The organism is Citrobacter enshiensis, from assembly GCF_029338175.1.
Taxonomy (GTDB): domain Bacteria; phylum Pseudomonadota; class Gammaproteobacteria; order Enterobacterales; family Enterobacteriaceae; genus Citrobacter_D; species Citrobacter_D enshiensis.
Genome location: NZ_CP119862.1, coordinates 4,903,439 through 4,915,451, shown reverse-complemented (window position 1 = coordinate 4,915,451; position 12,013 = coordinate 4,903,439). Strand labels below are relative to the sequence as shown.

4 protein-coding genes and 11 pseudogenes are annotated in these 12,013 nt (G+C 54.1%); 11 read left to right on the top strand and 4 right to left on the bottom strand.

The window, feature by feature from the left end; genetic code table 11:
• Positions 1-272 precede the first annotated feature (272 nt).
• The 10 genes and pseudogenes from P2W74_RS23860 to P2W74_RS23370 all read left to right on the top strand — a co-directional run bounded on the left by P2W74_RS23860 (position 273) and on the right by P2W74_RS23370 (position 8,297).
• On the top strand, positions 273-428 hold the full coding sequence (locus tag P2W74_RS23860; protein ID WP_459560536.1) for a hypothetical protein: 156 nt from the start codon (positions 273-275) through the stop codon (positions 426-428).
• 228 nt (positions 429-656) lie between these two features.
• Positions 657-800, top strand: a pseudogene (gene rpmH, locus P2W74_RS23410) (50S ribosomal protein L34).
• An 18-nt stretch (positions 801-818) separates the two neighbouring features.
• Positions 819-1,179 (top strand): annotated as a pseudogene (gene rnpA, locus P2W74_RS23405) (ribonuclease P protein component).
• Complete coding sequence (gene yidD / locus P2W74_RS23400) at positions 1,155-1,400, top strand: membrane protein insertion efficiency factor YidD (protein ID WP_001347271.1); 246 nt, start codon at positions 1,155-1,157, stop codon at positions 1,398-1,400. Before rnpA ends, yidD begins: the two are co-directional and overlap by 25 nt.
• A gap of 2 nt (positions 1,401-1,402) precedes the next feature.
• A pseudogene (yidC, locus tag P2W74_RS23395) lies at positions 1,403-3,053 on the top strand (membrane protein insertase YidC).
• Between the two features lie 70 nt (positions 3,054-3,123).
• A pseudogene (gene mnmE, locus P2W74_RS23390) lies at positions 3,124-4,492 on the top strand (tRNA uridine-5-carboxymethylaminomethyl(34) synthesis GTPase MnmE).
• A 197-nt stretch (positions 4,493-4,689) separates the two neighbouring features.
• Positions 4,690-5,864 (top strand): annotated as a pseudogene (locus P2W74_RS23385) (MdtL family multidrug efflux MFS transporter).
• Positions 5,833-6,826 (top strand): annotated as a pseudogene (gene yidZ / locus P2W74_RS23380) (HTH-type transcriptional regulator YidZ). Before P2W74_RS23385 ends, yidZ begins: the two co-directional pseudogenes overlap by 32 nt.
• A 113-nt stretch (positions 6,827-6,939) precedes the next feature.
• Positions 6,940-7,688 (top strand): annotated as a pseudogene (locus P2W74_RS23375) (4'-phosphopantetheinyl transferase family protein).
• 41 nt (positions 7,689-7,729) lie between these two features.
• A pseudogene (locus tag P2W74_RS23370) lies at positions 7,730-8,297 on the top strand (NADPH-dependent FMN reductase).
• A gap of 52 nt (positions 8,298-8,349) precedes the next feature.
• On the opposite strand, the pseudogene P2W74_RS23365 reads toward P2W74_RS23370, so the two are convergent.
• Positions 8,350-9,701, bottom strand: a pseudogene (locus P2W74_RS23365) (NCS2 family permease).
• A 166-nt stretch (positions 9,702-9,867) separates the two neighbouring features.
• Between P2W74_RS23365 and yieH the strand changes: the two are divergent.
• A pseudogene (gene yieH / locus P2W74_RS23360) lies at positions 9,868-10,538 on the top strand (6-phosphogluconate phosphatase).
• Between the two features lie 103 nt (positions 10,539-10,641).
• Here yieH and phoU read toward each other — a convergent pair.
• The 3 genes and pseudogenes from phoU to P2W74_RS23345 form a co-directional block, all read right to left on the bottom strand.
• Positions 10,642-11,371: pseudogene (phoU, locus tag P2W74_RS23355) on the bottom strand (phosphate signaling complex protein PhoU).
• Between the two features lie 14 nt (positions 11,372-11,385).
• Positions 11,386-11,628, bottom strand: coding sequence for an ATP-binding cassette domain-containing protein (locus P2W74_RS23350; RefSeq protein ID WP_276293406.1), 243 nt, complete (start codon positions 11,626-11,628; stop codon positions 11,386-11,388).
• Positions 11,582-12,010, bottom strand: coding sequence for an ATP-binding cassette domain-containing protein (locus P2W74_RS23345; RefSeq protein ID WP_276293405.1), 429 nt, complete (start codon positions 12,008-12,010; stop codon positions 11,582-11,584). The genes P2W74_RS23350 and P2W74_RS23345 overlap by 47 nt, the downstream gene beginning before the upstream one ends.
• Positions 12,011-12,013 lie beyond the last annotated feature (3 nt).

Here is a 12,013-nt window from a genome sequence, read left to right as displayed (position 1 = left end):
GGCGGACTCCACTCGAACAAAAGTCGATAATGACAAAGGCTGAAACATTCATGATTGTTGGCGCACGTCGAAAAGACCCTGCATGAGGGTGACGCACGAACCGCTTTCTGCGGTTATACACGGGATCCTAAAGGCGACACCATGGCGCACCTGAAGAATGTCGCGTTAAAGCCTGACCAGGATCCGTTGAAACGATCAGGACCGCGGATCATAGCCTAAACTGCGCGAGAGATCTTCTGTTTCTCACAGATTCTTCCCGATTTATCCACAGGATGATCCAGAAGCGGGTAAGTGTAAACGATCCTGGGGAAGTGCTGCAGGATTTCGCACACATATTGGAAAAATTACTGAGTAAAGCCACTTTGCTGCTTAAACGATCTAATAAAGATCCCGCACGATCCTTGCGCTTTGCCCGACAGCCTTTATAATCTTCCTCCCGGCGCGTAATGCCCGTAATTACGGCGTTAACGCTGCTCATTTTCCACGCGAAAACGTGCGAAAAACACAGGGATTTAAGGAAAGAGAATTGACTCCGGAGTGTACAATTATTACAATCCGGCCTCTTTAATCACCCATGGCTTCGACGTCCGTCGTTCGATGTTTGCTCGGATATCTGTAAAAGCATTGAATTTATTCAAGTTTAGGTAGAAATCGCCATGAAACGCACTTTTCAACCGTCTTGTACTGAAGCGCAACCGTTCTCACGGCTTCCGTGCTCGTATGGCGTACTAAAAATGGTCGTCAGGTTCTGGCACGTCGTCGTGCTAAAGGCCGCTCTCGTCCTGACCGTTTCTAAGTAATAAAAGCTAACCCCCTGAGTGGTTAAGCTCGCATTTCCCAGGGAGTTACGTTTGTTAACTCCCAATCATTTCACATTCGTCTTCCAGCAGCCACAACGGGCTGGCACGCCGCAAATCACCATCCTCGGCCGCCCAAAATTCGCTGGGGCATCCCCGCATCGGTCTTACCGTCGCCAAGAAAAACGTTCGACGTGCCCATGAACGCAATCGGATTAAACGTCTGACGCGTGAAAGCTTCCGTCTGCGTCAGCACGAACTTCCAGCAATGGATTTCGTGGTCGTGGCGAAAAAAGGGGTTGCTGACCTCGGATAACCGTGCTCTCTCGGAAGCGTTGGAAAAATTATGGCGCGCCACTGTCGCCTGGCTCGCGGGTCCTGATAGCCCTTATTCGGGTCTATCAACGCCTGATCAGTCCGCTGCTTGGGCCGCATTGTCGTTTCACGCCAACCTGTTCAAGCTATGGAATTGAGGCATTGCGCAGGTTTGGAGTGATAAAAGGCAGTTGGTTGACGGTGAAACGCGTATTAAAATGCCACCCTTTACACCCTGGTGGTGACGATCCCGTCCCGCCTGGACCATTTGATACCAGAGAACACTAACGATGGATTCGCAACGCAATCTTTTAGTCATCGCTTTGCTGTTCGTGTCTTTCATGATCTGGCAAGCCTGGGAGCAGGATAAAAATCCGCAACCTCAGACTCAACAGACCACGCAGACAACGACCACCGCAGCGGGGTAGCGCCGCAGACCAGGGCGTACCGGCCAGTGGCCAGGGGAAACTGATTACGGTTAAAACCGACGTGCTTGATCTGACCATCAACACCCGTGGTGGTGATGTTGAGCAGGCCCTGCTGCCGGCTTACCCGAAAGAGCTCGGTTCCAAAGAGCCGTTCCAGTTACTGGAAACAACTCCGCAGTTCATTTATCAGGCACAAAGCGGCCTGACAGGGTCGTGACGGTCCGGATAACCCGCGTAACGGCCCACGTCCACAGTACAACGTCGAAAAAGACGCCTTTGTGCTGGCAGATGGTCAGAACGAACTGCAGATCCCGATGACCCTACACTGACGCCGCTGGCAACACGTTTACTAAAACGTTTGTCCTGAAGCGCGGTGAGTATGCTGTCAATGTGAACTACAGCGTGCAGAACGCCGGCGAGAAACCGCTGGAGATCTCCACCTTTGGTCAGCTGAAGCAATCCATCAATCTGCCATCTCATCGCGACACCGGTAGCAGCAACTTTGCGCTGCATACTTTCCGTGGCGCTGCGTACTCCACGCCTGATGAGAAGTATGAGAAATACAAATTCGAGACCATTGCCGAAAACGAAAACCTGAACGTCAGCGCACACAACGGTTGGGTGTCAATGCTGCAACAGTATTTCGCAACGGCATGGGTTCCGCGTAATGACGGCACCAACAACTTCTACACCGCTAATCTGGGTAACGGCATTGCTGCAATCGGCTATAAATCTCAGCCGGTGCTGGTACAGCCAGGTCAGACTGGCGCGATGACCAGCACCCTGTGGGTCGGCCCGGAAATTCAGGATAAAATGGCGGCCGTTGCACCGCACCTGGATCTGACCGTGGATTACGGCTGGTTGTGGTTCATCTCTCAGCCGCTGTTTAAACTGCTGAAATGGATCCATAGCTTCCTGGGTAACTGGGGCTTCTCCATCATCGTTATCACCTTTATCGTTCGTGGCATCATGTACCCGCTGACTAAAGCGCAGTACACCTCCATGGCGAAGATGCGTATGCTGCAGCCGAAAATTGCGGCAATGCGCGAGCGTCTGGGCGATGACAAACAGCGTCAGAGCCAGGAAATGATGGCACTGTACAAAGCTGAGAAGGTTAACCCGCTGGGTGGCTGCTTCCCGCTGATCATCCAGATGCCAATCTTCCTTGCGCTGTACTACATGCTGATGGGCTCCATTGAACTGCGTCATGCGCCCGTTCGCACTGTGGATCCATGACCTGTCTGCACAGGACCCGTACTACATCCTGCCGATCCTGATGGGCGTGACGATGTTCTTCATCCAGAAGATGTCGCCGACCACGGTGACCGACCCGATGCAGCAGAAGATCATGACCTTTATGCCGGTCATCTTCACCGTGTTCTTCCTGTGGTTCCCGTCAGGTCTGGTGCTGTACTATATCGTCAGCAACCTGGTGACCATTATCCAGCAGCAGCTGATTTACCGTGGTCTGGAGAAACGTGGCCTGCATAGCCGCGAGAAGAAAAGCTCCTGACAGTAAGTCATAGCTCTATGGAAGGCGGTCAAATGACCGCCTTTTTTATTTGTATTCAACGAGACATATCATGAGCCACAACGACACTATCGTCGCCCAGGCTACCCCACCGGGACGCGGTGGCGTCGGTATCCTGCGTATCTCCGGCCTCAAGGCGCGTGAGGTTGCCGAAGTTGTACTGGGCAAGCTACCAAAACCGCGTTATGCCGACTATCTGCCGTTCAAAGATGCCGATGGCACCGCGCTGGACCAGGGGATCGCGCTGTGGTTTCCCGGCCCGAACTCGTTCACGGGTGAAGACGTGCTGGAACTGCAAGGGCACGGCGGCCCGGTGATTCTCGACCTGCTGTTAAAACGCATTCTGACGATCCCTGGTCTGCGCATTGCAAAACCCGGTGAATTCTCCGAACGGGCGTTCCTCAACGATAAGCTCGATCTGGCCCAGGCTGAGGCGATTGCCGACCTGATTGACGCCAGCTCAGAGCAAGCGGCGCGTTCAGCGTTGAACTCTCTGCAAGGGGCGTTTTCCGCGCGTGTAAATCATCTTGTGGAAGCACTCACTCACCTGCGCATCTACGTGGAAGCGGCCATTGACTTCCCGGATGAGGAGATCGACTTCCTTTCGGACGGCAAAATTGAAGCGCAGCTGAATGGCGTTATCGCCGATCTCGATGCCGTGCGTGCTGAGGCTCGTCAGGGCAGCCTGCTGCGTGAAGGGATGAAGGTGGTCATTGCTGGCCGTCCTAACGCCGGGAAATCGAGCCTGCTGAATGCGCTGGCGGGGCGTGAAGCCGCGATTGTGACAGATATTGCCGGGACAACGCGCGACGTACTGCGCGAGCATATTCACATTGACGGTATGCCACTGCACATCATCGATTACCGCTGGTCTGCGCGAAGCTAACGATGAGGTAGAACGTATCGGCATTGAGCGCGCGTGGCAGGAGATTGAACAGGCCGACCGCGTGCTGTTTATGGTGGATGGCACAACGACCGACGCGACCGACCCGGCAGAAGATCTGGCCGGACTTTATCGCTCGTCTGCCTGCCAAGCTGCCGATCACCGTCGTGCGCAACAAAGCGGATATTACCGGCGAGACGCTGGGTATCAGCGAGGTGAACAATCACTCACTGGTTCGCCTCTCCGCACGTACGGGTGAAGGTGTGGACGTGCTGCGTAACCATCTCAAGCAAAGCATGGGCTTTGACACCAACATGGAAGGCGGCTTCCTGGCGCGCCGTCGTCATTTGCAGGCACTCGGCAGAAGCCGCTGAACATCTCCAGCAGGGTAAAGCACAACTGTTGGGCGCGTGGGGCAGGTGAACTGCTGGCAGAAGAACTGCGCCTGGCACAGCAAGCGTTGAGTGAGATCACCGGAGAGTTTACCTCCGACGATCTGCTGGGGCGGATCTTCTCCAGCTTCTGTATCGGCAAGTAAGCAGTATTGCCGGATGGCGGCTAACGCCTTATCCGGCCTACCCAACGCCTATTGCCCGGTAATCGAAGCGTTACCTGGCAATAGGTGTTTTCCTTGCAGGAAATCACTGTTGTCCAAATGGCAACTCGTATCACCGAACACCTCCCCGTATGCTTAGCGCCACGCTTATTGTGAGGACGCTATGACCCGCCTTTCTAATCTGCAGTTTTGGCCCTTGTTTTACTCTATCCCGCCGGTATTGATATGTATCTGGTGGGTTTACCGCGATTGCCGCCGACCTGAATGCCAGTGAAGCGCAGTTGCATATTGCGTTCTCCGTCTATCTGGCCGGGATGGCAACTGCCATGCTGTTCGCCGGGAAAATGGCCGACCGCTCCGGGCGTAAACCTGTCGCCATCGTCGGTGCGGTGATATTCATCTTTGCCTCTACGCTCTGTTCGCTCGCGCAGGACGGTTCGATGTTTTTAACCGGACGCTTTATTCAGGGCATTGGCGCGGGTAGCTGCTACGTGGTGGCCTTTGCCATCTTGCGCGATACGCTGGACGATCGCCGCCGGGCGAAAGTGCTGTCACTGCTTAACGGGATCACCTGTATTGTCCCGGTGCTGGCACCGGTTCTGGGACATCTGATCATGCTTCGATTCCCGTGGCAAAGCCTGTTTTACACCATGATTGCGATGGGCATCGCTGTGTGTCTGCTGTCGCTGTTCATCTTGCGGGAAACGCGCCCGACCACCCGTTCATCATCTTCATGTTCGCCACAGAGCGCAGAGTCGCTGATCAATCGTTTTTTCCTCAGCCGTCTGGCAATCACCACGCTGAGCGTCTCCGTGACTCCTCACCTTTGTGAATACCTCACCGGTCCTGCTGATGGAAGTAATGGGTTTTGACCGCGGTGGAATATGCCACCACCATGGCGCTGACCGCAGGCGTCAGCATGGCGGTTTCGTTCTCGACTCCATTTGCGTTAGGCGTGTTTAAGCCACGTACATTAATGGTTACCTCGCAGGGGCTGTTTCTGGCGGCAGGTATGGTCCTCAGTCTTGCCACCAGCAACGCGGTAACGCTGTTTGGCCTGACGCCTCATCTGCGCGGGTTTCTCGGTCGGCTTTGGCGTGGCGATGAGCCAGGGCGTTGGGTCCCTTTTCTTTGCGGGCTGGCGTCGCCAGTTCAGCGCTGGGGATTGCGCAGTGTCTGCGGTTCGTCGCTGTGGATTTGGCTGGCAGCCATTGTTCGGCATCAATGCGTTTGAATATGCTGATCGGGATTCTGATTGGTTGTAGCATAGTCAGTCCTCTTGCTGATTATGCTTGTCGCACCCAACAGGTCTGCATCCGACCATGAAGAAATCCATCACCAGTCTCGATCTTAATTTGTTGTTATGCCTGCAGCTTCTGATGCAGGAGCGCAGCGTAACCAAAGCGGCAAAACGGATGAGCGTTACCCCTTCGGCAGTGAGCAAATCGCTGTCGAAGTTGCGGGCGTGGTTCGACGACCCGCTGTTCGTGAATACGCCGCTCGGGCTGACGCCAACGCCGCTGATGCTGAGTATGGAGCAGAATCTGGCGGACTGGATGCAGATGGGCAATCAACTGCTGGATAAGCCACATCATGAGACGCCACGTGGGCTGAAGTTCGATCTGGTCGCCGAGACGCCACTGATGATGATCATGTTCAATACTCTGTCTCAACAGATCTATCAGCGCTATCCGCAGGCCTCCATTAAAGTACGCAACTGGGATTACGACTCGCTGGACGCCATTACGCGCGGTGAGGTGGATATTGGTTTTACCGGCCGTGAGAGCCATCCACGTTCGCGAGAGTTGCTGAGTCTGCTGCCTTTATCGATCGATTTTGAAGTGCTGTTCACCGATTTACCGTGGGTATGGCTGCGGGAAGATCATCCGGCGCTGCGGGAAGAGTGGAATCTCGAGACCTTCCTGCGCTATCCGCATATCAGCATCTGCTGGGAGCAGAGCGATACCTGGGGCGCTCGATGACGTGCTGCAAGAGATGGGGCGGGAACGCAACATAGCCCTAAGTCTGCCAGGGTTTGAACAGTCGCTGTTTATGGCGGCACAACCCGATCACTCGCTTCTGGCGACCGCGCCGCTGTATTGTCAGCGTTATAACCAACTTCACCAACTCCCGTTAGTTGCGCGCCCTTTGCCTTTTGACGCCGCACAGCGGGAAAAGCTCATGGTGCCGTTCACCTTCCTCTGGCATAAACGCAACAGCCATAACCCGAAAATTATGTGGTTAAGAGAGACTCTCAAAGCCCTCTATAGCCTCTTTGCTGACGCTAAATTAGTCACTACAGCAAGGGAAATGTAAATGTCGCGTAAGGTACCCTGATTCAGTCGAACTTTTGGTCGGTTAAATCTGTCCATAATTCATGTAAATGTTACTCTCGTAATAATCACGGACCATTAATCACGGAGCGAAAAATGGCGACACATTTTGCCAGAGGGATTCTTACGGAGGGACAACCTGGTTTCAGTCCGGCTCCCTTCTCAATGCCATATTGAGGCCAGCAATCTTCCCACTCATCGCCGCACGCGGTCCTTGCCTCCCGGGCCTTACTCGCTGAACTGATGTTATGCTTTATGGCATCAGCGAACTACCAGAGATCACTGTCCAGGCGAAAGGTAAACCCACGTTTCGCGATCGGAACCTACCCGGGTTCTCCATCGCGTACGCCGGAAATATGGTCGGAATTGCGCTGACCACCGAAGGCGAATGCGGTCTGGACATGGAGCTGCAACGAGCAACCCGTGGATTTCATAGCCCACATTCAGCAGGGAACCCGGTGTTCTCCAGCAATGAGACCCTGTGGATCAACAATCAAAACGATCCTAACGAGGCACGCGCGCAGCTCATCACTTTGCGCCAGAGCGTACTGAAACTCACTGGCGATGTCCTCAACGATGACCCGCGTGAACTCCAGTTGCTCCCCGTTGCCGGTCGTCTGAAGTGTGCTCATGTTGCGCAGATCGAAGCCCTCTGCGATGCGGAAGATGTGCTGGTGTGGTCGGTTGCCGTCTCGCCCGCCATTGAAAAGCTGAAAGTTTGGGAGTTTGATAGTCAACAGGGGTGGAAAAGCCTGCCCAATATCCAGACGCGCGCCAATGCACCCACCGGTCGCCTGATGCGATTCGCCCAATTATCCACCGTTAAATCTTGTACACATAACTGACCCGGCCACATCCCGGCCATCATGATGAAAAAGGAGTAATCATGTCTGAAACGTTGAAGGTTGTTACGTTACTGGGAAGCCTGCGCAAAGGCTCATTTAATGGGATGGTTGCCCGTACCCTGCCAAAAATTGCCCCGACAGGCATGGAAGTCAACGCACTGCCGTCCATTGGCAACATCCCATTGTATGACGCCGATCTGCAACAAGAGGAGGGTTTTCCACAGAGCGTAGAAGCGCTGGCGGAGCAAATTCGTAAAGCGGATGGGGTGGTCATTGTGACGCCGGAATATAACTACTCCGTGCCGGGTGGCCTGAAAAACGCCATCGACTGGCTGTCCCGCCTGCCCGACCAGCCACTGTCCGGAAAACCCGTGCTGATCCAGACCAGTTCAATGGGGGCTATCGGCGGCGCGCGCTGTCAGTATCATCTGCGTCAGATTCTGGTCTTCCTCGATGCCATGGTAATGAACAAGCCTGAATTTATGGGGGGCGTGATTCAAAACAAAGTGGACCCGCAAAACGGCGAAGTGATTGACCAAAGCACGCTGGACCATCTGACCCGGTCAACTGACCGCGTTTGGCGATTACATTCAGCGCGTGAAAGCGTAAAAACAAAAAGCCCGCCAGTGATACGTGGCGGGCTTTTTACATCCTTTCAGGATCAGTGCGCGTCGATAAACACAATCTTCAGAATGAACAGCAACGCCACTACGACCACGCAAGGGCTGAGATCGCGTAAGGCGGCCGGTGCCAATTTTCATCACACAGTAAGAGATAAAGCCCAGCGCGATACCTTCCGTAATAGAGAAGCTAAACGGCATCATCACGGCGGTGATAAAGGCGGGTACTGACTCCGTCAAGTCGTCCCACTTCACGCGCGCCAGGCTGGAGGTCATCAATACACCAACATAAATCAGCGCACCCGCGCCGCATGAACCCGGCTACCATTCCCGCTAGCGGCGACAGGAAGATAACCAGGCAGGAACGAGCAGACCCAGCGACAACCGCCGTCAGACCGGTACGTTCCACCGACAGAAACACCGGAAGAAGATTCATATACGCCGTCACGGAAGAGGTTACCGATATAACGAACCCGCCACCGATGATACGGCTGTCGACAAACAGCGCCTGCTTCATGCGTGGGGAACTTCCCTTGTCTCATCGGCCAGACCCGCTTTGGTCGGTCACGCCAATCAGCGTACCGGGAGGAGTCAACAGGTTAACCAACATGAAGAGAGAAAATGACGCCAGGCCAGACCCAGATTCAGTGAACCGGCCAGATCCACATGGCCAATCACAGTAGTGACGCTTGGCGGCGCAGAGACGATACCGTTGTAGTGCACATCACCCAACATCCAGCCCAGCAACGTTGTGACCACGATAGACACCAGCACCGCAGCGTGAATGTTGCGCGATGCCAGAATAGCGATGATAAAGAACCCCAGTACGCCCAGCAGAACGCTGTGCGACGTCAGATTCCCAATCGCCACCAGCGTGTCTTTATTCGCGACAATCACACCGCATTTTTCAGCCCCATCATGCCAATGAACAAGCCGATACCGCTGGTGATGCCTACGCGCAGACTGACCGGAATGTTGGCGATCATCCAGTAACGTACGCGGAAGATGGTCAGCAGCAGCAGGCCAACGGCGCCCCAGAAAATGGCCCCCATCCCCACCTGCCACGGCAGGCCCATTGCCTGAACCACAACAAACGCGAAGAAGGCGTTCAGACCCATTGCCGGCGCCAGCGCAACCGGCAGGTTGGCAAACAGGCCCATCAGGATGCTACCAAATGCAGCAATCAAACAAGTGGTGACGAAGACAGCACTGGTATCCATGCCAGCAACGCCAAGAATTTGCGGGTTAACAAAAAACGATATAGACCATCGTCAGGAAAGTCGTGAAACCGGCGATCACTTCGGTGCGTGCCGTCGTGCCATGTTCGCGCAGTTTAAACACGCGTTCCTAGCATACCCTGACCAGAAGCCTGGGTTGTGTGTTGTTGACTCATTATCAATTTCCGAACAAGGAGGGAAAATTCGTCGCTATCCTATACCAAAATGCGACAATAGGGGCAGTTGCGAGATACTTTTTTTCTTTGATTTTGCTAATACGGCAACGATTGCGTCTCTCAATTCTGCATTACGTAAACGTTAAACTTGTAAAAAAGGAAAGGCATGTCCCAGATTGAAGCGGTATTTTTCGACTGCGACGGTACGCTGGTCGACAGCGAGTGATCTGTTCCCGCGCGTATGTCGCCATGTTCCAGGAATTTGGCATAAAGCTCGATCTCGAAGAGGTTTTTAAACGCTTTAAGGGCATAAAAACTCTACGAGATCATCGACATCATCAACGAGGAGCATCATGTTGAGTTGGCGAAAAACCGAGCTGGAACGCGTCTTCCGCGCCGAGGTCGCACGCCTGTTCGACACTGAACTTGAGGTGATCGCGGGTGCAAACGCATTGCTGGACAGCATGGCGGTGCCAATGTGCGTGGTCTCTAACGGGCCGGTCAGTAAAATGCAGCATTCGCTGGGAAAACTGGGCATGTTGCACCATTTCCCAGAAAAACTGTTTCAGGCGGCTACGATATTCAACGCTGGAAACCCGACCGGCGCTGATGTTCCACGCAGCGAAAGCGATGAACGTCAATGTCGAGAACTGCATTCTGGTGGATGACTCTTCAGCGGGGCGCACAGTCAGGAATTGGATGCGGGTATGAGGTGTTTTACTTCTGCGCCGATCCGCACAACAAACCGAGATCGATCATCCAAAAGTGACGACCTTTACCGATTTGGCGCAGTTGCCGGAATTGTGGAAGGCGCGCGGGTGGGATATTACGCGATAATTTCGTCAGAATGGTCAATGTATTGTGGGCCGGATAAGCGTTAGCGCCATCCGGCGAATTGCCCGGTGGCGCAAGCTTACCGGGCTGACAAATCACACAAACATCACTCTTTTGGGTCTTTACCCGCCAGCAGTTTATCCAGCTCATCCCCCCCGACGTGACGGAAATCCTGCCCTTTCACGAAGTAGAAGATGTATTCACAAATGTTCTGGCAGCGGTCGCCGATACGTTCAATCGATCGGGCGCAGAACAGCGCCGTCAGCACGCTCGGAATGGTTCGCGGATCTTCCATCATGTACGTCATCAACTGACGCACGATGCCTTCATATTCCTGGTCGACTTTTTTGTCTTCACGGTAGATACGTACCGCTTCGTCCAGATCCATGCGCGCAAACGCATCCAGAACGTCATGCAGCATCTGTACGGTATGGGCGACCCAACGATTCCAGGCTCACCAACAGCGGCTGATGCTGAGAAGAGAACTTCTCCAGCGCAGTACGACAGATTTTATCTGCGACGTCGCCAATGCGTTCCAGCTCTGCGATGGTTTTGATGATCCGCCATCACCAGGACGCAGGTCGCTGGCCGTTGGCTGACGCTTGGCAATGATGCGCACGCAGGCCTCAATCAATCGCGACTTCCATCATGTTGACCTGTTTGTCGCCTTCAATCACGCGCTTTGCCAGTCCACCGTCCTGGTTGTGCATGGCGGTAATAGCGTCAGACAGTTGCTGTTCCACCATTCCGCCCATGGTCATCACCTGAGTGCGAATGCTCTCCAGTTCAGCATTGAACTGGCCGGAAATGTGTTTATTGAGATTGAGGTTATCCATGTTGCACTCCTGAATCAGCCGTAGCGACCGGTGATGTAGTCTTCTGTTTGCTTTTTAGCGGGCTTGGTGAACAGATCGTCCGTGTTGCTGAACTCAATCAACTCGCCCAGATACATAAACGCCGTGTGGTCGGAACAACGTGCCGCCTGCTGCATGTTGTGCGTTACGATAACCACGGTGTAATCCTGCTTCAGCTCGGTGATCAGCTCTTCAATACGCCCTGTAGAAATAGGGGTCCAGCGCTGAACATGGCTCATCCAGCAGCAACACTTCCGGACGAATAGCGATACCGCGCGCGATGCACAGACGCTGTTGCTGACCACCGGAGAGAGAGTACCCGCTCTGGTGCAATTTATCTTTGGTTTCGTTCCACAATGCGGCCTTGGTCAACGCCCACTGAACACGCTCATCCATATCGGCACGGGAGAGCTTCTCAAACAGACGCACGCCAAACGCGATGTTGTCGTAAATGGACATCGGGAACGGTGTCCGGCTTCTGAAACACCATGCCCACTTTAGCGCGCAGCAGCGCGATATTCCTGGGTGTTGGTGAGAATATTGTCGCCATCCAGCAGAATTTCGCCTTCCGCGCGTTGATCGGGGTACAGCGAATACATTTTGGTTAAAGGTGCGCAGCAACGT